Genomic DNA, 22,846 nt, shown 5'->3' with positions numbered 1-22,846 from the left:
ACTCCCTATCTCCCAAAAATGGCCCACCCCACGAATGGGGCAGGCCACAGCTCACCCTAGAAGTCCATACCTGGACCAGCGGGCAGGGCGGGAGCGGCGTCCTTCTTTGGCTTTTCGGCAATCATTGCTTCCGTCGTGACCAGGAGGCCGGCAACAGAGGCCGCATCCTGCAGGGCGGTGCGAACCACCTTGGCCGGATCGATGACCCCCTGAGCATAAAGATCACCATACTCGCCGGTCTGCGCGTTCCATCCGAACGACAGCTCGCTCTTTTCCCGGAGCTTGCCAACGATAATCGAACCTTCGGCGCCGGCATTTTCAGCGATTTGACGCACAGGTGCCTCGATTGCGCGGCGGACGATATCGATACCGACCCGCTGATCGTCGTTGGCAGTCGGGAGGCCGTCCAACGACTTAACCGCACGTAGCAAGGCTACGCCACCGCCAGGCAGAATACCTTCTTCGACGGCTGCGCGGGTTGCATGAAGGGCGTCATCAACGCGGTCCTTCTTCTCCTTCACCTCGACTTCGGTGGAGCCACCCACTCGAATGACGGCAACACCGCCAGCGAGCTTGGCAAGGCGTTCCTGCAGCTTCTCGCGGTCGTAGTCGGAGGTAGTCTCGTCAATCTGGGCGCGGATTTGCGCGACACGTCCGTCGATCTCGGCCTTGGAGCCGACGCCGTCAATGATCGTCGTGTTTTCTTTTTCGATCGCCACCTTCTTGGCGCGGCCGAGCATATTCAGCGTGACGTTCTCCAGCTTTATGCCGACGTCTTCGGAGATCACAGTGCCACCAGTGAGGATAGCGATGTCTTCGAGCATGGCCTTGCGGCGATCGCCGAAGCCTGGCGCCTTTACCGCCGCAATCTTGAGGCCACCACGCAGCTTGTTGACGACGAGGGCCGCGAGCGCTTCCCCTTCGACGTCTTCAGCAATTATCAGCAGAGGCTTGCCGGACTTCACCACCGCTTCCAGCACCGGCAGCATTGCCTGGAGATTGGAGAGCTTTTTCTCATGGACGAGGATATACGGCTCTTCGAGTTCGACCCGCATTTTATCTTGATTGGTGACGAAGTACGGGCTGAGATAGCCACGGTCGAACTGCATGCCTTCGACGACTTCCAGTTCGGTCTCGGCGGTCTTTGCTTCTTCGACGGTGATCACGCCTTCGTTGCCGACCTTTTCCATCGCTTCGGCCAGATACTTGCCGATCTCTTCGTCGCCGTTGGCCGAGATGGTGCCGACCTGGGCGATCTCCGAATTGCTGGTAATCTTGCGAGCGTTGGCTTTCAGTTCTTTAACGACGGCTTCCACGGCCATATCGATGCCGCGCTTCAGGTCCATCGGGTTCATGCCCGACGCAACCGCCTTGGCGCCTTCCTTGACGATTGCCTGGGCGAGGACAGTTGCAGTGGTGGTACCGTCGCCGGCGAGATCATTGGTCTTTGATGCCACTTCGCGCAGCATCTGCGCGCCCATGTTTTCGAACTTGTCTTCCAGTTCGATTTCCTTGGCGACCGAAACGCCGTCTTTGGTGATGCGCGGCGCGCCGAACGACTTGTCGATGACGACATTGCGGCCCTTCGGACCGAGCGTTACTTTTACCGCATTGGCGAGCACGTCGACCCCACGCAGCATGCGCTCGCGCGCATCGGTGTTGAATTTGACTTCTTTCGCAGCCATTTGTTCACTCCTTCAATAGGCAGCTTTTTGACTGATGGGCGGCAGTGCGTGATTACGCAGCCTGCTTTTCCTCGGCCTGGGCTTCGATAATGCCCAAGACGTCGCTTTCCTTCATGATCAACAGGTCTTCGCCGTTGATCTTGATTTCGGTGCCTGACCATTTGCCGAACAGGATGCGATCGCCCGCCTTGACGTCGAGCGCCTGGATCTGACCGGCTTCGTTGCGCGCGCCAGTGCCGACGGCGACGACCTCGCCCTCGGAAGGCTTTTCCTTGGCGGTATCCGGAATGATGATGCCGCCCTTGGTCTTTTCCTGGGATTCGACCCGGCGGACGAGAATACGATCATGAAGTGGTTGGAACGACATGTTTTCCTCCATTGGACAAAAAAGATGACGCAAAATCCCCTACCGGACCGGGTGACCAATCCGGACGGGTGCGAACCTCAATCGAGCGTTCGGGGGCAAGATTTATTTTCGGGATTTTTCGATTTCAAGAGGGTGTTTTGGAAAAATTAGCACCCGGCCATCGCCGCTGCTAACATGCTATAATCGCTAAGTAATTTTAACTGGTAATGCGGAATTGTCTTGATGCCGATCAAAAATTGCGTCACCTTCGCCTTGTTACGAAATGGAGATGAAGCATGCAATTCTCATCTGACCTGGAGCGACAGCTCAATGGCTACGGACTGACGACTGCCCACATCCTCTATCGCATCCCAGACTTTGAATCCGTTCTACAAACCTATGTCTGGCAGGATTACGATCTCGCGCCCGTTTTCCCCGAGATGCACAAGTTCCTGGATTTTTGGCGGGCGTCCCTCGATGGGCCGCTGCATTCGGTTCGCTACAGCCATCAGCGCCTGATCGGGCCCAACCAATGGCGGCGCGTCGATGGCGAATTCAAGCTGCATTAAGGCTTGAATCTGACTTTTCCACTTCCCAGCTCACCCGGCGATCGGGGCTTGATGAGCCCGATCGCTTTCCACGTCTGTACGGAGTGAGACCACATGGAAGAAAATATCAGGATCATCAAGAGTGCCAGTATCCCGGAGAGGGAGGAGATCATCACCGATTTTGCTCGTTGGCTTGAGACCACCTCGCAAGATGCGCTGGTCTACGGTGAGGGCCGTTTTGCTGTGATGTCGGCCAATATGGCACAAGCGATCCGCACAAACGCCGACGAACTTGCACGCGACAATCCCGAAACGACTGAACGGGTATTGCAGCAAGCTTGCGCGATGATCTCGCCGTTCAAGGCGGCGTACCCGCATCGCGTTCTCAGTCGATCAGTGCATTGACGATAGAGCAAATTGGAGTCGGTAAAATTTTGCAGCAGATCTTGAATCGCCCACACCGCATAGCCGAGATCTCACGGGGAAAGCGAAACCCCTTCAGCGGGGTAGTGAGCAAGGCATCTTCATGCCGGACCGATAATCCAAATGACCGGCTCAAACAACCTGGCAATGCCCCCGCAATCGCGCTTCACCATTATCGGGCGGTTGTTCAAAGCCGCTCGCAATCAGGAGAAGGAATATTTTTCTCTGATTTTACGGCTCCAAAAATTTTGCAGCAGAGCCGGGTTAGGCAGAAGCTGACATTCAGTCGCTGGCTTTTCAACTGCGTCCTCGCAGCTCGTACAGCCGTGCGTGGTCGACATCTCACTCGTACCCGTCGATATGGTAGTCTGCACCAGTAAGGCTGATATAGTATCCTGCATGGTTAGCCCGCATGATATGCTATTATATATCGTCGTTGCCAAGCCATGCAGAAGATTCTATATATTATCCTGTATTGATGGTATCTTATGGTGCAGGATAATGATTATCGCATAAAAGACTGAGCACATTACCCAGCAGATACGTGCAGCACGCGAGGCACGTGGCATGAGGTTAGCGTGATCTAGTCCTGGTGTATGCACAATGGGGTAAACGCAGGACGGTTATGCTGCGCCGCGAGCCAAATTTACTTTTTTGAATCTAGAGCTTTAGTCTTACGCGTTCGCTCGGTCGGCGGTTCAAGTCCCGTCAAGAGCAAGCCATGCATCTCACGAACCGCAAGCAATTCTTTCCATAGCCTCATGACAGCTTGATTCCGCCCATATCGAAATCCTCCTCGCGGTAGGGGAAACGATAGAACCCATGAAACTGGGTTGCCAGAAACGTCACGAATGCTTTGATCTGCGGGTTAGAAAACCGATGGGTAGCACTCACCCGGCTCAAAGGGCTTCACCATCCCTGAACGACCTAGCGGTGGGCGCAAGAAATTCAGAACTCTTCACTTTGCCGACCTCCTTGAAATGCTCGATCAATGCGCGGAAAGCTGGCGAGGTTCTTCGTCGGCTCGGGTAGTACAGACTGAAGCCTGGCAGGTCGGTCAGCCATTCTGTGAGAACGTCGACAAGGTTGCCGCCTTTGAGATCGCCGAGAACTTGAGAGCGGAGCAGAAAGCCCAAACCCATCCCGTCTATCACGGCTGACCGAATCGCCGCTCCGTCGTCAAAGATCAACGCAGGGTCAGCTTTGAACTCGAACTTCTGCCGGCCCTTTTGCAATGGCCACCGGAGCAGCCGCGATGAACTCTTGTAGCGATATGACACGATCCGATGGGCAGCTAGATCTTCTGGAACTAGAGGGATTGGATACCTCTCAAAGTAAGATGTAGACCCTGCAATCACGACAGGGGTCGACTTGGTCAATGGAAGTGCGACCATATCTTTATCGATAAGCGTTCCAAAGCGGATCCCGCCATCGAAGCCTTCCGCCACAATATCATTCAAGCCTTCATTTGTAGAAATTTCGATCTCGACATCAGGGTAGCGCTGACAAAAACTTGGTAGCGCGGGGCGGACGAAGCTTTCAAACGCGGCCGGAATCATCGTCAATCGGATGACGCCCGCCACCGTCTCTCTTGCTTCCTGCAATCTCACCAACTCCTCCCTGAGGTCGCGTATGGCCGGGCTCAGGATTTCCAGCAGGCGCCGCCCCGAACTGGTGGGTGCCACACTTCGGGTAGTTCTTGCGAGAAGAGAAACTCCAACTTTTCTTTCGAGCTGGCTAATCGTGTAGCTGAGGGTGGATTGCTTAACTCCAAGTTCGGATGCCGCGTCCGTGAAGCTTCCGCGGCGTGCAACGGTTTCGAAAACCGCCAGATCGCGAAGGATCAGTCTATCCATTTATTGATCTCCTCTATAAGCCTGCTCGAAGTGCAGTAGTTTATCAATATGTGCCCGGTCGTCTATCCTTTGGTGACGAAGTTCCAGATTCGTAGCTGCATTGGGCGATAGACTTGGCAGGAGAAGAGAGATGAAGGCGGCCGTATACGATCAAGCAGGACCTCCTGATGTTTTGAGCTATAGAGACGTTCCCGACCCGACAGTGGGACCGGACGATGTCCTCATCGCTATAGATGCGATTTCTATCGAGGGCGGAGACTTAATGAATCGTCGATTCACACAACCTCCCAGCGGCTCGTGGATTGTCGGATATGCGTCTTCCGGACATATCGTGGAAGCCGGTGCAAACGTGAAGACTCGCAAAGTTGGAGACAGAGTTACTGCCTTTGACATGCAGGGTTCACACGCCGAACTCTGGGCCGTACCTGCGACCCGAACGTGGCTTCTACCCTCTGGGGTCGATGCAGCGTCGGCGGCAGCATTGCCGATATCGTTCGGAACGGCTCATCATTGCCTTTTTGCCAGGGGCGGCCTCCTTCGCAATGAGACGGTTCTCGTGCAGGGAGCCGCTGGTGGAGTTGGCCTCGCAGCAGTACAACTTGCAGCTCGAGCCGGGGCAACCGTGATTGCCGTCTCAAGTGGGGGAAAGCGTCTGGAAACAATATCGTCGCTTGGCGCTGATCACGTTATCGACCGATCCTCTGAAGACCTTATTCAAGCTGTGCAGAAGATCACTGAAGGTAACGGTGTCGATCTGGTGATTGATCCTGTTGGCGCCACCTTGCCTTCTTCGCTTGCTATCCTGGCGCCGGAGAGCCGTCTGGTGTTTGTTGGGAATGCGGGCGGTGGCAACCTGTTGGTGGATCTTTGGCCAGCCATGCAGTCAAATCAGACTTTGCTCGGGGTCTTCATGGGGCCAGTTTTAGAAAGGCCCCGGATGCGTTCGACGATCGACGAGTTATTAGTCGCGCTAGAGAACCGCGAGATCGAGGTCAGGGTCGAACGAGCCTTTCCCCTTTCCCAAGCCAGGGACGCCCATGATTTTGCGGAGAGGGCGAAGCCACTAGGACGCGTCATCATGGAGCCGTAATGGTTCCCGCGGCAGGCATTTCGGACCGTGCGGGAGTGGTGGGGCTGGTGGACGTGCAGATATAAAATCCGGCCCCAAAAAACTTGAATCTTCATCGGAGCGGGAGGATCTCATTCAGCCACTCCACGCCGCCACGTTTGGCGGCTGGCGGCTTACTAGAGCAAATCCAGCGATCAATGAATCAATTGTGATGTGACGGTGCAATGCGAGGCTGATTCAACATCCACAGCGAAAAGGTGGATGATGGCAGGCACTGGATGATGACCTTCGATTGCGTTTATTGAAAGCGTCTGCTGCGGGCTTGTCGGCACGGCAGGTTGCGGCTCGCTTCGAGGTTGGCGTTTCGACGGCGAACCGCTGGATTGCAAGAGCGAAAGAAGGTCAGCCAACCTCCCGACCGCAAAGTTGGAAGCGCCCATCGGCACTGGATGCGCACGAGGCATTCGTCATCGAACTGATCGAAGAGCGCAAGGACGTGACGCTCGATGAAATGGTTGCGCTCTTGTCTGCCGAACGGCAGGTCAGGATCAGTCGAAGTGCCGTTGGTGCATGGCTGCGCGGCCGCGGCTGGACGTTTAAAAAAGTCCGCACATGCACTGGAGCAAGACCGGCCCTCGGTGACGTGGCGCGAAATTTAGCACAACTAAATATTCGTTTGGCGAATGATGGAGAGAAAAAACATTCATTTGATAAATCCCGCCTACGCCGAAATAGTGGTTACCGAGCCACTGGGGCGAAGGCCGCTATTCGCTAAAAGCAATCAATAAAAAAGGGAACAAGATGAGAAAAAATGCTGTTTTGCTATACTTGGCGGCTTGCGCCAGCTTTGCGGTTTCTCCGGCTATTGCAAGGGATATTACGGTAGGATTGAGCGGTACCGTAACCTCGGTCGATCCGCATTTTTATAATGCCTCTCCAAACAACAGCATCGCCATGCAGATATTCGACAGGCTGACCGAGCGAACTGCCGAAGGGCAGCTTGTCGAGGGCCTTGCAACGAAATGGGAGGCCGCTTCCGAAACCAAATGGCGGTTTACCCTTCGCGAGGGCGTGAAATGGCATGACGGAAAACCCTTCACTGCCGATGACGTGGTGTTCACGCTCGGTCGCGCGGGAAATGTTCCCAACAGCCCCGGCGGCTTCGGCGGCTTCATCAGAAATGTCGCAAGTGTCGAAGCTGATGGAAATCTTGCGGTCATCATCAACACGAAGGCACCGGCGCCTACCCTTCCGGGCGACCTTGCCAACATCGCGATCATTTCCCGGCACGTCGGGGAGAGCGCGGACACCGCAGACTATAATTCCGGAAAGGCGGCAATCGGCACCGGCGCCTTTCGCTTCTCTACTTTCAAGCAGGGCATCGAAGTCGGGCTGGAGCGCAATCCCGAATGGTGGGGTAAGAAAGTGGACTGGGACCATGCGACCTACCGCATGATCTCCAGTGCCAGCGCGCGTACCACGGCCATTCTGGCGGGTGATGTCGACATTATCGATGCTCCCGCCGCCACCGATATTGCCCGCTTCAAGTCGACAGCCAATCTGTCCTTCGTCTCCACGCCCGGTCTGCGCGTGATCTATCTGGCGCCGACGACATCGGGCGAAACCTGGAAAGCCAATGTGAAGGGGCCGAATGGCGAAGCGCTGGAGACAAACCCGCTTGCCGATGCGCGCGTCCGCAACGCTTTGTCCGTGGCGATAAACCGTCAGGGTATCGTGGACAAGATTATGGAAGGTACAGCGACGGCATCCGGCCAATGGTTGCCCAAAGGCGCCTTTTCCTACACCGACGACATTCAGCCTCCGAAGCCTGACGCGGCGACCGCCAAGAAGATGCTTGCTGATGCCGGCTTCCCGAACGGTTTCCAGCTGACTGTTCACGTGCCAAACGACCGCTATCCCAACGCGCCTGCAGTCGTTCAAGCCGTTGCACAGATGTGGACGCGCATTGGCGTAAAGACGAATGTGGAAGCCCTGCCGTGGACAACCTTCTCGTCGCGTAAATCGGAATTCTCCATGAAGCTGCTGGGGCTCGGCAACGCCACCTATGATGCAAGCTCCATGTTGGTGAACGTGCTCGGAACCGTTGATCCCAAGCGCGGACTGGGTGCTTCAAATGACAGCGGATACTCCAATCCGGCACTCGATGATCTCGTCGCGAAGGCGATGACGATTTACGACGACAAGGCTCGCGAGACGGCTCTTGCCGAGGCGGTCAAGGTTGCGGTGAATGACGGCGCCATCATACCTCTTTACCAGCAGAGCAATGCCTGGGTTACGCGCAAAGGCCTGTCCTATGCACCGCGCATCGATGAGCGTACGCTCGTGAAGGATATATCCGAATAAGTCGTACTGGCGGATCGGAATGTTTTCGATCCGCCGCCGCCACGTCCTGCGCGCAGATGAGCGGCTTTTGCACAGGAATGCAAAACCTGAAATGCGGTATATCTGACAGCGCCCGCATGTCGAAATCGGCGGGCCGTCGCCACATCATCAATTTTTTGAGGGTATCATGACCCTATGGATTATCCAGCGCCTGTTGCAAGCGATCCTGGTCGCTCTGGCAATGGCCGTGATCGTGTTTATTGGCCTTCACCTGATAGGCAGCCCGATCGAAACCCTGCTTCCGGCGGAAGCCACCCATGAAGATCGCCTGCGGCTGATCGCCGATCTCGGCCTTGATCGCCCGCTTTACGAACAGTTCTTTCTGTTTCTGAAAGGTGTCCTCCAGGGAAATCTTGGCGTCAGCTATGTCTACAAGGAGCCGGCTGTCGAGTTGATCCTGTCCCGCCTGCCGGCGACGTTGGAGCTTGCCTTTGCGGCCGTCCTGCTGTCACTCGTCTTCGGCGTGCCTCTCGGCCTCATGGCGGGTTGGAAACCCGAGAGCCCATTTTCCCGGATGATCATGGTCGGTTCGATCTTCGGTTTCAGTCTGCCGATCTTCTGGATAGCCATTCTGCTTATCATGATATTCAGCGTGCAGCTGGGCTGGCTGCCGAGTTCAGGTCGCGGTGCAACCGAAACCCTGTTTGGCATTCCCTGGTCCTTCGTCACGCTGGACGGGCTCAGGCACATGGTGCTGCCGGCAGTCAGCCTTTCGCTGTTTAACATTTCCATGGTGACGCGCCTGACCGAAGCCGGTGTCCGCGAAGCAATGTCCAGCGAATATGTGCGATTTGCCAAAGCCAAGGGCCTTTCACCACGGCGCATACTCGGCATCCATGTTCTCAAGAACGTGATGATACCGGTCGTGACCGTTGTCGGGCTCGATATCGGCCAGACAATCGCCTTTTCTGTCGTCACCGAAACAATCTTTGCCTGGCCCGGCGTCGGAAAGATCATCATCGACAGCATCTCCGCGCTCGATCGCCCCGTGATCGTGGCCTATCTCATGCTTGTGGTCATCATGTTCGTCATCATCAATCTCGTCGTCGATGTCACCTACAGGCTGCTCGATCCACGTATCCGACTTCAGGGAGAGTGACGTGCAAGCTATCCCCGTCTCCGCAAAACTTCGACCCGGGCTGCAATTCCTGCGGCAGTTTGCACGCTCGCCGCTCGCGCTTATTGGCCTCATCCTGATGATCCTTATCGTCCTGCTGGCGATCTTCGCGCCGATGCTGTCGCCTCAGAACCCCTACGACCTGATGCAACTTGACATCATGGATGGCCGCATGCCGCCGGGATCGGAGGCGTCCGCCGGCTTCACTTTCCTGTTCGGCTCGGACGATCAGGGGCGCGACATGCTTTCCGCCATTCTCCACGGTCTGCGGATCAGCCTGATCGTCGGTCTTGGATCGGCGGCCATCGCCTTCATCATCGGCACCGCTTTCGGCCTGACAGCCGCCTATGTCGGCGGGAAGGTGGAGACGGCAATGATGCGCGTGGTCGATCTTCAACTTTCCTTTCCCACCATCCTTTCGGCGCTCCTCATTCTTGCGCTGCTCGGGAAAAGCGTCGGCAACGTTGTCTTCGCAATCGTTCTTGTAGAATGGGCGACATACGCCCGCACCGCACGCGGCGCGGCACTGACGGAACTTCGCCGCGAATATGTCGAAGCGGCAAGGTCGTTGCGCCTTCCCCACCGGAATATTCTTTTTCGCCAGCTTCTGCCAAACTGCCTGTCACCGCTGGTCGTCCTGCTCACCATGCAGGTTGCCCGCGCAATCACGCTTGAGGCGACGCTCAGCTTTCTTGGCCTCGGCGTGCCCGTTACCGAACCGTCGCTCGGGCTTCTCATTTCCAGCGGTTATGAATTCATGCTGTCGGGCACCTACTGGATCGCGCTGTTTCCAGGAATAGCGCTACTTGTGACCATCTTTGCGATCAACCTTGTCGGCGATCGCCTACGTCAAATGCTCGATCCGAAGGCTGCACAGAAATGACCGCCATGCTTGAAATCAAAGGTTTGAAGACTGAAGTCGTGACCGCCGAAGGCCTTGTCACCCTTATCGACGACATCAATCTCGAGCTCGCAGCCGGTGAAGTGCTGGGGCTGGTCGGTGAATCCGGATCCGGGAAATCGGTAACCGGCCTGTCGATCATGGGATTGATCGATAAGCCGGCCCGGGTGACGGGTGGGCAGATACTCTTCAAGGGCAGGGATTTGCGAAACCTCTCCGAAAGAGAGCTGCGCTCCATCCGTGGCAACCGGATCGCCATGATTTTCCAGGATCCAATGTCAACGCTCAACCCCGTCCTGCGGATCGACACGCAGATGATGGAGGTGGTGCATGCCCATGAAGCCATCAGCAGGCAGGCGGCCCGCGAGAGGGCGCGCGATGCCTTGGGCATGGTCGGCATTCCAAGCCCTGAGGAGAGGCTGAGCGCCTACCCGCATCAATTCTCCGGCGGCATGCGGCAGAGAGTCGCCATTGCCATCGCGCTCTTGATGTCTCCGGATCTCATCATCGCCGATGAACCGACCACCGCCCTTGATGTCACCATTCAGGCGCAGATCCTTTCGATCGTGCAAAAGCTCGCCCGCGAAAAGGGAACTGCCCTCATATGGGTCACCCATGACCTCTCGGTCGTCGCTGGCCTCGCGGATCGCGTTTCGGTCATGTATGCCGGCCGTATCGCCGAGCAGGGCAACACGGCCGACCTGCTTCGCCGCCCCATGCATCCCTATACGAACGGCTTGATGGCGAGCCTTCCCGCGCACAACAAGCGCGGTTCCAGGCTCAAACAGATATCGGGCACGACACCCTCCGTCGCCAATATGCCGAAAGGTTGCGCCTTTCATCCCCGCTGTTCGTCAGCGACCGAGCTCTGTCTCAGTCCACCGCAGCTTGAACCTGTCGAAGGGCGACTTCTTCGATGTTTTCACCCCGTCATGGAAGGAGCGCCAGCATGAGCAATCGACTGGAGGTCCGCAACGTCAGCAAGCGCTTCAGCCGCAAATCCGGCCTGATCGAACGTGGCGCCGAGTTCATCGGCCTGAAATCCCCCAATCCCGTCGTCCGCGCTCTGGATGATGTTAGTCTTACCGTCGCAGAAGGCGAAGTCGTCGGAATCGTCGGCGAGTCCGGCTGCGGGAAGTCGACGCTTGGACGTGTAGTGGCCGGTCTGCTGCAGGCGTCAGACGGAACGGTACTCTTCCGGGACAAGCGTCTTCAGGATATGCAGGGCGACGAGGCGGAGACGGCGCGGCTGAAGGTCCAGATGATCTTTCAGGATCCGTCCTCCTCTCTCAATCCCCGTCAGCGGGTGCATGAGATAATTGGCGCAGCGCCCCTGCATCATGGGCTGACCACGGCGCGGCAGTTGGATGATTATGTCACCCAGCAGATGGTGCGCGCTGGTCTCGACCCCACAATGGCATCCCGCTTTCCTCACCAGTTTAGCGGTGGGCAGCGCCAGCGTATCGGCATCGCACGCGCGCTTGCCGTTCAACCGGACATGCTGATCTGCGACGAGTCGGTCGCGGCTCTCGATGTGTCGATCCAGGCGCAGATACTGAATCTGTTTCTGGACCTCAGGAAGCAGCTGGACCTCACATATATCTTCATCAGCCATGACCTCTCGGTTGTTGAGCATATCTCCGATCGCGTCGTCGTGATGTATCTCGGACGTGTGGTGGAAGAGGCGACCGTCGAGGAGTTGTTCGCGCATCCCAATCACCCCTATACCCGCGCACTTCTTCAGGAGAGACCGAGCCTCGATCCCGTGCAGCGCAGTTTCACCGCCATCGAAGGCGAAATACCAAGTCCGCTTTCACCACCCTCGGGATGTCACTTTCACCCTCGCTGTCCGCTGGCGATGGAACGGTGCCGGGTCGAGCGGCCGGAGCTGCGCTCGGTCGGTTCGCGCCACAAGAGCGCGTGCCATCTAAACGACTGATATCGGCAAAACCAAATCCAAAACCGCAAAAGGAAAAATTATGTCTGTTTCAGCACCTCTGGAACATTTGTCTGTAGAGCAAGGCCGGGAATTTCCAGCACAAGTATGGAAGCAGGTGTCCAAACCTGTCGATCACGGCCTTTCGGCCGATGTGCGCTCGACCGTCGATGCGGCTCTGGAGGCCCTGCCCACCACGTCCTTCATGGCCGTCGTCGGCGGCCAGATCCTCTATAGCTACGGTGATATTTCTGAGGTGAGCTATCTCGCCTCGACCCGCAAGAGCATCCTTTCGATGCTGATGGGCAAGGCGGTTGCCGACGGAAAGATCGATCTCGATCTGACCATGGCAGACCTCGGCATAGATGAGGATCACGGCCTGCTGCCTATTGAAAAGACGGCGAGACTGCGCGACCTTCTGATCAGCAGTTCCGGCGTTTACCATCGGCCGGGAAGCCCCGGTAGCAATACTAAGAACATTCCCGAGCGCGGCTCCAAGAAACCCGGCACCTATTTTCATTATAACAATTGGGATTTCAATGTGCTCGGGGCCGCTTTCGAACAACTGACCGGCCGCAGTGTCTTTAAGGCGTTCGAGGAAGATTTCGCAGGGCCGATGGAAATGCAGGATTTCAATCCTGGCCGTCAGCGGATGATGGGTTACGAAGGAGCGTCACGATACCTTGCCTATCACTTTTTTCTGTCCGGTCGTGACATGGCGCGGCTGGGGCTTGCGATGGTCCGGCAGGGTCGTTGGGGCGACAAGCAGGTGATGCCGACCGGATGGGTTGCAGAAAGCACGAAAATCCGCGTTCCCGCGCAAAGCATGAACGAGAGTGAAAAGTCCCGGATTGCCGGTTACAGCTATCTCTGGTGGATTCCTATCGTGACGGATGAGACGCCGGAATGGCAGGGCGCCTGTGTTGCTGCCGGCCACTTTGGGCAGTTCATCCTGTGCCTGCCTGCGCTCGACATGGTTTTTGTCAACAGAAGAGCAATCCCGGATGACCTGGCCATCGCCCGCAACGACGGCAGCTTCAAGGAAGAATTGCCGGCGGTGACCATGGAAAATTTCCTTGGCGTCGCCGATCATTTCATCCGGGCGAAACTGGCCGTCGAGCGATCGATGGCGTAAGGCGGCTCACCGTTCAGGCCGGATCTTGGGTGAAACAGTCTAAAATCTGTTCCCGCAGCCACTGACTTGCCGGATCGCGTACCTTTTCGGCAAGCCAGATCATGCTTGTTGACTGTTTTTCTTCGGCAAAGGGAGATTCCAAGAGCAGCAGTTCGTGCGAACGTTCGAAGAGTTTCGCAACGCTTTCGGGCATGATCGCCACAAGATCGCTGCGGGCGATGATCGCCACTGCGGCAGAAAAATGCGGCACGACGGCAACCACTCTTCGCTCAAGCCCCATAGCGTCCAGCCGCTCGTCGATCCAGCCACGACGGCTCGGCGCGGAGGTGACCTTGACGTGTCCAAGCGACAGCAGCGCATCCAGCGTCAGCGGGTCGCGGGCCGCCGGATTGGTGGCCGACATGATGCAAACGCGCCTTTCTGTAAAAAGTGAGGTGCAGCGGTAACGGGCTGGAAAATTGTCCGCCGTCATCACGGCGACATCAATTGTGCCCTCCTCGAGATGCTCCTGTACGACGGGGAGAAAGTTTCGATTATTGGCCACGCCCGTGCGCGGCATGTGAATGACCTCCAGCACACAATGCTTAGCCCGTGCTTGCACACGTTCAATGAGCCGCGGCATCAGAACAACGGAGAAATAGTCGTTCATTCCGATCCTGAAGGCACGGTGAGATGTTTCCGGTTCGAATTTGAGATGTGACAGCATCACGGATTCGGTATCTTCGATGATACGCCGTACTGCCGGGAAAATCTCGGCGCAGAACCGGGTCATCACGAAACCGCCCGACGTCTTCCGGAACAATTCATCACCGGTGATGGCCCGAACGCGCTTTAGCGCATGGCTCATGGCGGGTTGGGACAGACCGATATACTCCCCGGCTGCAGTCATGTTGCCTTTGACCACGAGGGCGTAGATGACCTTGAGTAGATTGAGGTCGATGGATCCCAATGAAAATCGCTGCATGCGAAACCTGCCTTAGCCTTCAAAACGTGTATGAACACAATGGCATGGACTGCCCCTACCGAAAACAGGCGGCAGCCCTTCGCTTGCGGTCTCAGGTACTGGCTGCCACCACGGCGTCTGTAATTTTCAGGAATTCTCCGGCAGTGACTTTCGCCGGCTCATAGGTGGTCTTTCCGAGATTTCGGGCAATTGCAAATTCGTCGGTAACGGCGCGCCGATGCACGATGACCGTATCTATAGCCGGCAGGCATAACACGAACTGCCCAAAGTTGCCGTTCATGAGGTAGGCCCCTTTGAAGGCGGGGGCGCTGGACGTCGGTATCCACCAGAGATAACCATAACCCAGACCTTCCTTGCTTTTTGTCTGCTCAGGCGTAAAGCGTACTTTTATGCTTTCGGCGATCCAGGTCTCCGGAACGATCACCTTACCTTCCCATTTTCCGCCCTGAAGCATGAGTTGTCCCAGCCGGGCCATGTCACGTGCCGACAGGAAAAGGTGGTAGGCGAGATAACGCGACTGATTTTCGTATCCCATCATCCTCTGGCGGCTGAAGTCGAAATCTTCAAACCCGAGTGGCTCGGCCAGGTCCTCCTGCAGGGCTTGGAAAATGCTCTTGCCCGTGCGCTTCTCGAAAATAGCACCCAGAACGTTGAAATCCCAGTTATTGTAAAGGAAGACCGACCCGGGTTCTGTCTTTCCACGCTCTGGCGTGTTGTCATTGCCACCAGGGCTACCGGCAGCATGATAGACCCCAGAGCTGGAGGTCAGCAGGTCCTTGACTTTGGCGGTCTTCTCGATCGGCAACAGTCCGTCATCCTCTTCGATGCCAATCTCGCCGATAGACATATCGAGGTCGATCTTGCCTTCGGCCACATATTTCCCGAAGAGCATCGACAGCACGCTTTTCCGGGCCGAGGCGAGGTAGTTCACATCGGACAGGTTCCCGTATTTGTAGACGATCTCGCCATTTCTCACGACCATCATCGAGGTGGTGGCCATTGGATAGAGTTGCGCCTCCATATCCGCCAGCTTTGCCGGAGACCAGCGGGCTGACGGAATGTCCATTACCGTCTTCCATGGTTTGCCGGTTGTTTTCTGGTGCGCGTGCGAGGGTGCGTCTGTTGCGGAGGCGCTTGCCGTAGCAAGTCCTGCCAGTGCAAGGGTCGAGCCCGCAAGAACAGAGCGACGCGACAGGTTGATATCGATGGCCATAATTGCCCTTCCGATAGATGTTGATTGTTTTTGAGGCCGAAGGCGGACCCTATTCGGTCGCGCAGGTGAAGCTCGAAGCCAGCGCCCTATCGCCTTCGCCCTTATATTTCGGCCAACTCGGATATTCGCAAAGCGGTCTCGTTCGTCCCTTGGTGGCGGATTTCGTCGCATCCACCACGACCGGGCCGGAAGGCGGCACAGCATTTTCCACCCAGTTGTCAAGCGCCGTCAGATTGTCCCAGGTCGGAGAGAAGCGACCGCCGCCATGCGCAAGGCCGGGAACAAGGTAAAAACGAAGGAACTTTTGGGCTTTTTCGCGCCCCATCGTGGCTATGATGCTCTCATATAGCCGGGCATTGCCGAGCGGGCTCACGCTTGGGTCGTCATTGCCCTGCAGCCATATGATCTTGCCGCCACGAGCACTGAAAGCGGTCCAGTCGGTGCGGGTCGCGCCGATCACCTCTGACAATTCGACGATCCGGCCCTTGAAACGACCTGGATTACGGATGTCGAAAGACAAAAGATCAAATGACTGATCGCGTGCAACGAAATTCTGCAAAAATTCAAAGGATCGGCTGGAATGATGTGCATTCGGCCCTGAGACGGGTGGAGTGCGAAGGTTTGGCTCCGATCCCACCTGCATCATAATTCCCTCAAGGCTGTTATAGCCGGGATAGGTGTCGATGCCGTTTGCGAGCTTGTATGGCAGCGTGTATCCGTCGTGATAGATCGCAAGCGTTTGCTCAATTTGCGCCTTGGTCAGGCAATCGTGGGAACTTCCTGCGCTTTCGGCCTTGCAGGAGAGGCTTTCCACCAGCGCCTTGGATCGAGCGCGGCATCCATCCATGTTGCTGATCAATCCGTCTTCGGCCCCGTCCAGCCCATCGCAGGATTTGATTGCTTCCCAGGCGATCTTTTCAACAAGTGCGGGCGGTATCCAGCCGGCCGAATTGTCGTCATAGACTGAACGGGCAAGTCCTGCTCCCCAGAGCCTCAGACCGACGAAGTTGGCGGTGGGGTAATTTGTGAGAATACCATCATAGGCTTCCGGCCAGCGCGACGCTGCTGTCAATCCTTCGCGGCCGCCGGTCGAGCCGCCCTGAAAATAAACGCGTTTTATCGGCTGGTCATATCGTTCAGCAACGAGGACCCTGGCCACATCAAGCGTTTTCTTGATATGCATATATCCGTAATTGAGCATTGCTTCGTCGTTGCGGGCAAAGGAAGCATCATCTGCATTGGGGGCTTGATGTCCTGAATCGCTTCCGAATGTCACATAACCCTGGGCGAGGGGGGTGGGCACGGTATCCAGTCCCAATGTCGTCTTCTCGGATGTTGGCGGCAGGGAACCATTGTAACCGCCGCCGCCATACTGGAGCATCTTGCCGTTCCACGCACTTGGCAGGTTGACCTGCCAGATAATCCTGGGCGCATTCTGATCGACCGGTCTGGTTTCCCCGACCACCTTGCAATATTCGCCGCTTTGATTTCCGGGATCGGCAGCGCCGACTAATGTCGCGGACAAAACCCTGGCGCCGGTGGTGGGGAGGGTTATGGCGGAAAAGGCAATTTCCTTGTTGGCCATGCCTGAGCAGAGCGCTTGCGCCTCCTGCGGTGCCGCAATTGCGGGCGATAATAAAGTATAGACAAGCGGGATCGACATCACTCCGCGTGACGCAGCCCAAAGCAGAGATGACATGATTTCCTCCCGGCCGGCCACTCCTATGTCCGGCAGCATTTTTCCTTGCTCAAACTAGCTATAAGAACTTCATAATGTGAAATGCAAATAATGGACGGATTATTGCGATGTGCACATGAGTTCCGCGGTTTTGTAAGCTGAGTGGGACGGGGCTGGCGATTGCCGCCATTGCGTGGAAAAAGAATATCCCACTTCCCAGCTTTGGTCCGCTCGGAGAAGTCAGCTCTGGCATGTCTTCGCCTTCCTGTTCGGCAGCGCCGCCGCCCTCGACGCGCTGGTCCGCCAGACCTTCGTCGCGGAGCTGGTCGGCGAGGACGATCTGCCGAATGCGGTGGCGCTGAACTCCATGCCGTTCAATCTCGCGCGGCTGATCGGCTCGGCCGTTTCGCGCGTCGCGATCGCCACTGTCGGCACCACATGGGCTTTCTCGCCAATGGCGCATCCTTCCTGGTTTCTCTGATGCTGCTGCGGCCGAACATGCGGGCGCCCCGCGGCAAGGGCAACTTCGTCGAAGGCCTGCACTATGTCCGCGGCCGCCCCGATCTTGTCGCGATCCTGTTCATGCTGTTCTTCATCGGCACCGTCGACCTGAACTTTCCGATCTTCGTCTCGAAGATGGGCGTGCGCATCTTCCATGCAGATGCCGCCGGCTACGGCCTGCTGTCGTCGATCACGCGGTCGGGACAATCACCGGCGCATTCCTGAATGCCGGTTGCGACTGCATCGAATTCCGCAATCTGGTCGTCAGCACCACGGTATTTGGCCTCGGCTGCGCGTTGGCAGCACACGCGCCCCGGCTACTGGCTCTTCGCGGCAGCGCTTGTCGTTACTGGCGTTGCCACACTCTCCTTCACCAACGCCACCAACAGCCTGCAGATCTGTACGACGAGACCGTCGGGGCGATTGCATAGCTGCGTTGCACAATAAATGTTTTCCTGTTGGTCAAAATTCAGGCATAACGCCTTCAGCTGATGCACATGACGGTCACCTCCCAGTTCCGTCGCAGCAGCTGTTCCCCTCTGGAGGTTTTAGATCTCCACACTTCATGGGCCGCGGTCTCCGCAGGCCCATTTTTTTATTCTTCGTTCGCCTCGTCCGACGATTCCGAGGGGTTTATGCCGAGGCGGCTTTTGCGCAGGCCCCGCCGCTCGGCAGCTTGAAGTGTGATTATATCAAGGTACCGTTCGCGCATGGCCTTCATGTCGATATCTCCCCGGATCCATTCCTCCAGCAGGGCAACGAAAGCGGGATCCTTGTCGATCGGCATACCACGCGCCGCCGCGCGATCAATCGCACGCTGCGCGTTGGCTCTGCGGGTTTCGGGGTCTGTGCTCATACTGCCTCGCCTGACATTTAGAATGACGGGAAAATCTAACAGGGGGTAATCCAGATCGCGACTTGAAATTGCTCTTCGTCAACAATATCTGTGCGTCACTTCCCGATGAGACGATGTTCTGCTGGCTGCAATCGCATCGGCGTTTGATGTTGTCCCGGGATCCAAAAGAAGGCGCTCCCCTCGCGGGTCGAGCGCCTTTTTTATTTCGGAGGCGACCGTAAACATGGTCCTGCACCTTGACCGAAGCCGCTTTGCAGACGAGACCTCAATCAAAACACTCCGTGGAAAAACATGCCTTTTTTTCTCGTAACGCAGACATCGCTGGTCGAAGCTCAGGATGAGCGAGAGGCCGCTCAAACGGGGGTCGACCGTCTCCGCTCCGGAGCACAGGTCACCGTTTCGGTTAAATCCGATGAAACAACGATCACGCACATCGTTGTCCCCGCCATCGTCGAAGAGCCCCTTCCGATCCCACCCTCTGAACGCATCAATCCCTCGCGTGCTGGTGTTGCTGTCCCGGAAGCTGCCTTTGCCACACCGGGAAACAGAAAACTCATCTTGAAGCGTATAATGGTTGACGTGCTAGCCCTTCTGGGGCGCCGAACCTAGCCCCGTCCTCCAAGCATCGCGGCCGCCAGCATCTATCGTCTTCGATCGTCGGCTCGAATTGAACAGTGAGGATTGAAAAAGAAAAGCGGGCAGGATGAACCCGTCGTAGACCGGGCCTCCTGCCGACGCCGTCGCTCAACCTCCGCCTGCGTCATCCCGGCTCAGCGATTTCAGCCGCGGCGATGTTGAGCCAGGAAAGCCAAACAGCCGGATTTATGTCCGGAATTTGATGTCATGCGCTCCGCATTCGTCAAGCTGCAGCCTTTGCCACGCAACTGGAAGGCCGCGCATCCGACCTCATCGCGACGACGACCTGCGCAACCTCCATCATAGTCCGATCCTTTCGCCATTACCCTTCCTTTGTCTCATCGTCGTCGAGATCGATGAAAAGCTCGTCGAAAGCTCTCGGAACCTCGGTCGAATGTCTTGGAGCGGGTATGTCATCGACCAGTAGGCGCACGCTTTCCATGCGCGATTTCGGGATCAGCACAGAGACGAGATCAAGCGTATCGCAGAGTTCGGCAAACAGAGTCAGACGGTCCCTGCCCAAACGATTGTTGGCAAGGTCACGTTCCGGTTCCGATACGCGGGCACGATTTCGGCCAAGTCGCTCGGCGAGTGTCGGTTGGCTCAGGTCACGCTTTTTGCGGGCTGCGAGCAGTTGTTGCCCAATAACTGAAAAACGGTAGTGGTCTTGCGGCGCGTGATGTCTATATCCACTGACTAGCCAACCGACCGCTTGTGGACACACGTGGTTCCCACTCGTGTAATTTTTTCCGGATGACGAAGTGCGTTTTACCGATAAGGTCAGCCTGTTACCACTTCATGCGTAAGCCCACTTGTACCTTGACGGAATAACTGTCGCCAAAGTCATTCAGGCTGGTCTGGACAAGACCTTCACCATAGATCGAGTACTTATCGTCATCCCAGCTATAAGTTCCTCCGAGCCCCACGCCGCCCCAGACACGATCATTGCGGCTGGCGATGCTAGATTGCCGGCACTGCCTGCAGCGTTCTTGAAAAGGTGCCCCGGTGCCAAGCGGGAGAAGACAAGATGGATCCTGCATAGGCCATGTCGGGGAACCAGCAGTTGGAAAATTCGTTAGCGGCAAAGCCCCTGTGCCGAGATATCAGGAATTTCGCAATGCCAAGCGAAGTCTATCTCAGCGTCCGCTGGTATACGGTCGATGCCCGTCACAACACGCCCCGCATCGGACGCATATTGATTGCGACAGGACGTGATGCCACAGACGTCGACTTGTCTACTGCTTTCGGGCCGGTAGTCATGAAACGGTTCGAGGTCGCTACAGAGGAGCTCACCGGATGACGACGGTTTAGCGTTGGCTTCGTAACTGGACAGCGCTATCATCGGACGGACAACCCTGCAGGCGGTCGCGTGGAAGCGAGAGGCGGGGTCAAGCCCAAAAAAGGCAGACATGTCTATTCAACGCACGAGCTTCTACGTCCTGCTGGCCTTTGTGACAGTCGCGTTCCTTTGGCTTGTCCTGCCCTATTATGGTGCCGTTCTTTGGGCGGTGATTCTTGCAACGATCTTCTTTCCCGTCCATCGGCGCCTTGAGCGCACTTTGAACGGCCGTGGCGGCATTGCCGCCCTCCTGACAGTGCTGTTATGCATCTGCCTGGTCATCCTGCCCGCAATGCTCATTCTGGGATCTCTCATTCGGGAAGGAACAAGCCTTTACCAAAGGATAAGCAGCAACGAAATTGATCTCAGCGCATATCTCGTTCGCATCCAGGACGCGCTCCCGCAATTTGCCGACAACTGGTTGAACTCTGTAAAGCTTGGCGGTTTTGCTGAACTGCGTGAGAAGTTATTTACGGGTTTCATGCAAGCCGGGCAATCCATTGTGGGCAGCGTTATCAACTTCGGCCAGAATACGCTGAAATTATTCATTAACTTCGGCATTATGCTTTATCTTCTCTTCTTCCTATTCAGAGATGGCGCGCAAATCGGCGAGACCGTTCGCAGCGCTATACCCCTAAGCGACGACTACACTCGTCAATTTGTTGAGAATTTCTCTGCCGTTGTGCGTGCCACTATCAAAGGCAACGTCATTATCGCGCTCATTCAAGGCACCGTCGGTGGCATCGCATTCTGGGCTCTTGGCATAGAGGCCGCCCTGTTGTGGGGCGTGATGATGACTTTCCTCTCGATGCTCCCGGCCATCGGGACTGCGTTTGTGTGGGTTCCTGCCGCGATTTGGCTTTTTCTCACGGGCGCCTGGGTGAAGGGGCTGATCCTTGTTCTCGTTGGTGTGCTTATCATTGGATTGATCGACAATCTTTTGCGCCCGCAGCTGATCGGCAAGGAAACGCGGTTGCCGGATTATCTGATCTTGATCTCGACGGTCGGTGGTATCTCGCTGATCGGGATCAACGGTTTTGTTGTGGGCCCACTGATTGCCGCGCTATTTATTGCAGCCTGGTCGCTTTTCGTACAGCAGCAGAACGCCAGGAAGCCCGAGCCTACGGATTCAAACGCTGTCTGACGCTTTGAAAAGGTCTCCTCACCGCAGTCCCACGCAGACCGAATGCCCCCACGCAGAATGGTGATCCTGCGCTCGTCGACCGGTACGGACATCTGGTCTTCTATCAGGTTGTGGTGCCGCGAACAAAGTCGAATTTCGCTGCGTGTGACAGTGATCGAAAGCTTCCCGACGGTGAATTGCCCGGCGCCAGTCTCTCGTCTTAACCACAGGCCCAGCCCCAAGGCTTCCACAGAGGCTTTCCGGCCTTGTAATTGAGAAATAACGCACGACATATGCTGACAGGGACAGCTCGTTTCACGGGCGCTGCCGCCGAGGGGTTTTCCCCTGCCCCAACAAAGGAGGACGGCGTGTCTCCCAGTCCGTCACCGGAATACTCCGACCCCGTCCACATAGCGATGTTCAGAGATATCTTGAGAGCCGCAGGCTTTAGAGGAGTTGCGGTTGAGGTCAGCTCAGACGCCAAACGCCAAGCCATGGTCTTCCTGATTTCGGAATTCCGGAAGGGGAAGAGAACAAGAAAAGCATTGCTGTTTGCTCTGGAACATCGAGTTGTAGCGCCTGCACTCCTTCATCCGCCTGAAACTCGATCGAAAAATGAAGCCGCCGACATATGGCAGAATGGGGGAGATCGCTAATGCCCCTTTCTTTTCCAAACTCGGCACGTAGCTTCGATGAAGCACACAGGCGCGTCCGTTTCCTTGGACATGATGGTGTGTTTCCGGTCCAGTTTTATGTATCCGCGGAAGTGCTGGCCAGCGGGTTATCCCAGCGAACTGCCAGCGAGGTCGATTATCTCGCTTCGTTCGATGCGCTTCGCCCCCGAATTCTAAAGGTCGCAAAGGCGGCCTATGCAGTGACACGCAACGGCACGATCACCCTTGATCTCAAACACTTCCGGTGAATGCAGTTCCTACCAAAGGATCTCGTCATGCAAAATCCTGTTACTACCCGTAAAAACGGTCGATCTGGAAAAGAAAAAACCTGGTACGTCAGTGAGTTTGCGTTGCGATTTCGCCTCGACAAGTTGGAGGAAAATCGCCTGAGGAAACTGCTGGGACCGATCGCCAGGGAGATCGACCTCCTCAGAAACGCCGGC

21 protein-coding genes and 3 pseudogenes are annotated in these 22,846 nt (G+C 56.5%); 15 read left to right on the top strand and 9 right to left on the bottom strand.

Annotated elements, in window-relative coordinates; genetic code table 11:
- Positions 1-56: 56 nt before the first annotated feature.
- Positions 57-1,685 carry a chaperonin GroEL gene (gene groL, locus MRBLRC7O_RS23770; protein ID WP_111797010.1) on the bottom strand — a complete coding sequence of 543 codons (1,629 nt, stop codon included), beginning with the start codon at positions 1,683-1,685 and terminating at the stop codon, positions 57-59.
- Between the two features lie 52 nt (positions 1,686-1,737).
- Positions 1,738-2,052, bottom strand: coding sequence for a co-chaperone GroES (gene groES / locus MRBLRC7O_RS23765; protein ID WP_060726590.1), 315 nt, complete (start codon positions 2,050-2,052; stop codon positions 1,738-1,740).
- A 275-nt stretch (positions 2,053-2,327) separates the two neighbouring features.
- Between groES and MRBLRC7O_RS23760 the strand changes: the two genes are divergently transcribed.
- Positions 2,328-2,600 (top strand): usg protein, encoded by a 273-nt coding sequence (locus MRBLRC7O_RS23760; RefSeq protein ID WP_111797009.1) that lies wholly within the window; start codon positions 2,328-2,330, stop codon positions 2,598-2,600.
- Between the two features lie 93 nt (positions 2,601-2,693).
- Positions 2,694-2,984: a hypothetical protein gene (locus tag MRBLRC7O_RS23755; protein ID WP_111797008.1), complete on the top strand. Its 291-nt coding sequence runs from the start codon at positions 2,694-2,696 to the stop codon at positions 2,982-2,984.
- 917 nt (positions 2,985-3,901) lie between these two features.
- Here MRBLRC7O_RS23755 and MRBLRC7O_RS23750 read toward each other — a convergent pair.
- Entirely contained in the window at positions 3,902-4,858 is a 957-nt protein-coding gene (locus MRBLRC7O_RS23750) for a LysR family transcriptional regulator (protein ID WP_111797007.1), read from the bottom strand.
- 130 nt (positions 4,859-4,988) lie between these two features.
- Between MRBLRC7O_RS23750 and MRBLRC7O_RS23745 the strand changes: the two genes are divergently transcribed.
- The 8 genes and pseudogenes from MRBLRC7O_RS23745 to MRBLRC7O_RS23710 all read left to right on the top strand — a co-directional run bounded on the left by MRBLRC7O_RS23745 (position 4,989) and on the right by MRBLRC7O_RS23710 (position 13,419).
- On the top strand, positions 4,989-5,948 hold the full coding sequence (locus MRBLRC7O_RS23745) for a quinone oxidoreductase family protein (RefSeq protein WP_060726594.1): 960 nt from the start codon (positions 4,989-4,991) through the stop codon (positions 5,946-5,948).
- A 253-nt stretch (positions 5,949-6,201) separates the two neighbouring features.
- Positions 6,202-6,568 (top strand): annotated as a pseudogene (locus tag MRBLRC7O_RS23740) (helix-turn-helix domain-containing protein); the annotation flags it as partial.
- Positions 6,569-6,815: 247 nt separating this feature from the next.
- Positions 6,816-8,291 (top strand): ABC transporter substrate-binding protein, encoded by a 1,476-nt coding sequence (locus tag MRBLRC7O_RS23735; protein ID WP_236772960.1) that lies wholly within the window; start codon positions 6,816-6,818, stop codon positions 8,289-8,291.
- A 166-nt stretch (positions 8,292-8,457) separates the two neighbouring features.
- Positions 8,458-9,429 carry an ABC transporter permease gene (locus MRBLRC7O_RS23730; RefSeq protein WP_060726596.1) on the top strand — a complete coding sequence of 324 codons (972 nt, stop codon included), beginning with the start codon at positions 8,458-8,460 and terminating at the stop codon, positions 9,427-9,429.
- 1 nt (position 9,430) lies between these two features.
- On the top strand, positions 9,431-10,330 hold the full coding sequence (locus MRBLRC7O_RS23725; RefSeq protein WP_060726597.1) for an ABC transporter permease: 900 nt from the start codon (positions 9,431-9,433) through the stop codon (positions 10,328-10,330).
- Entirely contained in the window at positions 10,327-11,301 is a 975-nt protein-coding gene (locus MRBLRC7O_RS23720) for an ABC transporter ATP-binding protein (protein WP_111797005.1), read from the top strand. The genes MRBLRC7O_RS23725 and MRBLRC7O_RS23720 overlap by 4 nt, the downstream gene beginning before the upstream one ends.
- A complete protein-coding gene (locus tag MRBLRC7O_RS23715) occupies positions 11,298-12,287 on the top strand; it encodes an ABC transporter ATP-binding protein (RefSeq protein WP_111797004.1) in 990 nt (329 codons plus the stop codon). Before MRBLRC7O_RS23720 ends, MRBLRC7O_RS23715 begins: the two co-directional genes overlap by 4 nt.
- A gap of 115 nt (positions 12,288-12,402) precedes the next feature.
- Positions 12,403-13,419, top strand: a complete 1,017-nt coding sequence (locus tag MRBLRC7O_RS23710) for a serine hydrolase domain-containing protein (RefSeq protein WP_323131598.1) — start codon at positions 12,403-12,405, stop codon at positions 13,417-13,419.
- A gap of 13 nt (positions 13,420-13,432) precedes the next feature.
- Here the strand turns inward: MRBLRC7O_RS23710 and MRBLRC7O_RS23705 are convergent, their stop codons facing one another.
- The 3 genes from MRBLRC7O_RS23705 to MRBLRC7O_RS23695 form a co-directional block, all read right to left on the bottom strand.
- Complete coding sequence (locus tag MRBLRC7O_RS23705; RefSeq protein ID WP_111797002.1) at positions 13,433-14,383, bottom strand: LysR family transcriptional regulator; 951 nt, start codon at positions 14,381-14,383, stop codon at positions 13,433-13,435.
- Positions 14,384-14,474: 91 nt separating this feature from the next.
- On the bottom strand, positions 14,475-15,596 hold the full coding sequence (locus MRBLRC7O_RS23700; protein ID WP_111797001.1) for a serine hydrolase domain-containing protein: 1,122 nt from the start codon (positions 15,594-15,596) through the stop codon (positions 14,475-14,477).
- A 49-nt stretch (positions 15,597-15,645) separates the two neighbouring features.
- Entirely contained in the window at positions 15,646-17,295 is a 1,650-nt protein-coding gene (locus MRBLRC7O_RS23695) for a tannase/feruloyl esterase family alpha/beta hydrolase (protein ID WP_111797053.1), read from the bottom strand.
- Positions 17,296-17,467: 172 nt separating this feature from the next.
- On the opposite strand from MRBLRC7O_RS23695, the gene MRBLRC7O_RS23690 reads away from it, so the two are divergent.
- Positions 17,468-17,755 (top strand): MFS transporter, encoded by a 288-nt coding sequence (locus MRBLRC7O_RS23690; RefSeq protein ID WP_323131599.1) that lies wholly within the window; start codon positions 17,468-17,470, stop codon positions 17,753-17,755.
- Positions 17,755-18,000, top strand: coding sequence for a hypothetical protein (locus MRBLRC7O_RS23685; RefSeq protein ID WP_223569108.1), 246 nt, complete (start codon positions 17,755-17,757; stop codon positions 17,998-18,000). Before MRBLRC7O_RS23690 ends, MRBLRC7O_RS23685 begins: the two co-directional genes overlap by 1 nt.
- Positions 18,001-18,370: 370 nt before the next feature.
- On the opposite strand, the gene MRBLRC7O_RS23680 is transcribed toward MRBLRC7O_RS23685, so the two are convergent.
- From MRBLRC7O_RS23680 to MRBLRC7O_RS25530, 3 genes and pseudogenes are all read right to left on the bottom strand, one after another.
- The gene (locus tag MRBLRC7O_RS23680) at positions 18,371-18,631 is read right to left on the bottom strand and encodes a hypothetical protein (RefSeq protein ID WP_111797000.1); all 261 of its coding nucleotides are present in this window, start codon (positions 18,629-18,631) and stop codon (positions 18,371-18,373) included.
- A gap of 958 nt (positions 18,632-19,589) precedes the next feature.
- Positions 19,590-19,790 (bottom strand): hypothetical protein, encoded by a 201-nt coding sequence (locus MRBLRC7O_RS23675; protein WP_223569110.1) that lies wholly within the window; start codon positions 19,788-19,790, stop codon positions 19,590-19,592.
- A gap of 265 nt (positions 19,791-20,055) precedes the next feature.
- A pseudogene (locus MRBLRC7O_RS25530) lies at positions 20,056-20,229 on the bottom strand (autotransporter outer membrane beta-barrel domain-containing protein); the annotation flags it as partial.
- Between the two features lie 182 nt (positions 20,230-20,411).
- Here MRBLRC7O_RS25530 and MRBLRC7O_RS23670 point away from each other — a divergent pair.
- The 3 genes and pseudogenes from MRBLRC7O_RS23670 to MRBLRC7O_RS23660 all read left to right on the top strand — a co-directional run.
- A pseudogene (locus MRBLRC7O_RS23670) lies at positions 20,412-20,567 on the top strand (transglutaminase family protein); the annotation flags it as partial.
- 109 nt (positions 20,568-20,676) lie between these two features.
- Complete coding sequence (locus MRBLRC7O_RS23665; protein ID WP_111796998.1) at positions 20,677-21,750, top strand: AI-2E family transporter; 1,074 nt, start codon at positions 20,677-20,679, stop codon at positions 21,748-21,750.
- Positions 21,751-22,384: 634 nt separating this feature from the next.
- Entirely contained in the window at positions 22,385-22,651 is a 267-nt protein-coding gene (locus tag MRBLRC7O_RS23660; protein WP_060726610.1) for a DUF1488 family protein, read from the top strand.
- Positions 22,652-22,846 lie beyond the last annotated feature (195 nt).

Source organism: Agrobacterium radiobacter, from assembly GCF_040801995.1.
In the GTDB taxonomy this organism is placed as follows: domain Bacteria; phylum Pseudomonadota; class Alphaproteobacteria; order Rhizobiales; family Rhizobiaceae; genus Agrobacterium; species Agrobacterium radiobacter.
The sequence above is the reverse complement of the archived record's forward strand: the minus strand, read 5'-3'. Positions and strand labels throughout refer to the sequence as shown.

Coding starts and splice junctions, on each gene's coding strand:
- MRBLRC7O_RS23745 (WP_060726594.1), top strand. CDS start 4,989: ATGAAGGCGGCCGTATACGATCAAGCAGGACCTCCTGATGTTTTGAGC.
- MRBLRC7O_RS23665 (WP_111796998.1), top strand. CDS start 20,677: ATGTCTATTCAACGCACGAGCTTCTACGTCCTGCTGGCCTTTGTGACA.
- MRBLRC7O_RS23755 (WP_111797008.1), top strand. CDS start 2,694: ATGGAAGAAAATATCAGGATCATCAAGAGTGCCAGTATCCCGGAGAGG.
- MRBLRC7O_RS23700 (WP_111797001.1), bottom strand. CDS start 15,596: ATGGCCATCGATATCAACCTGTCGCGTCGCTCTGTTCTTGCGGGCTCG.
- MRBLRC7O_RS23705 (WP_111797002.1), bottom strand. CDS start 14,383: ATGCAGCGATTTTCATTGGGATCCATCGACCTCAATCTACTCAAGGTC.
- MRBLRC7O_RS23715 (WP_111797004.1), top strand. CDS start 11,298: ATGAGCAATCGACTGGAGGTCCGCAACGTCAGCAAGCGCTTCAGCCGC.
- groES (WP_060726590.1), bottom strand. CDS start 2,052: ATGTCGTTCCAACCACTTCATGATCGTATTCTCGTCCGCCGGGTCGAA.
- MRBLRC7O_RS23730 (WP_060726596.1), top strand. CDS start 8,458: ATGACCCTATGGATTATCCAGCGCCTGTTGCAAGCGATCCTGGTCGCT.
- MRBLRC7O_RS23685 (WP_223569108.1), top strand. CDS start 17,755: ATGCTGCTGCGGCCGAACATGCGGGCGCCCCGCGGCAAGGGCAACTTC.
- MRBLRC7O_RS23695 (WP_111797053.1), bottom strand. CDS start 17,295: ATGTCATCTCTGCTTTGGGCTGCGTCACGCGGAGTGATGTCGATCCCG.
- MRBLRC7O_RS23750 (WP_111797007.1), bottom strand. CDS start 4,858: ATGGATAGACTGATCCTTCGCGATCTGGCGGTTTTCGAAACCGTTGCA.
- MRBLRC7O_RS23760 (WP_111797009.1), top strand. CDS start 2,328: ATGCAATTCTCATCTGACCTGGAGCGACAGCTCAATGGCTACGGACTG.
- groL (WP_111797010.1), bottom strand. CDS start 1,685: ATGGCTGCGAAAGAAGTCAAATTCAACACCGATGCGCGCGAGCGCATG.
- MRBLRC7O_RS23660 (WP_060726610.1), top strand. CDS start 22,385: ATGCCCCTTTCTTTTCCAAACTCGGCACGTAGCTTCGATGAAGCACAC.
- MRBLRC7O_RS23680 (WP_111797000.1), bottom strand. CDS start 18,631: ATGAGCACAGACCCCGAAACCCGCAGAGCCAACGCGCAGCGTGCGATT.
- MRBLRC7O_RS23720 (WP_111797005.1), top strand. CDS start 10,327: ATGACCGCCATGCTTGAAATCAAAGGTTTGAAGACTGAAGTCGTGACC.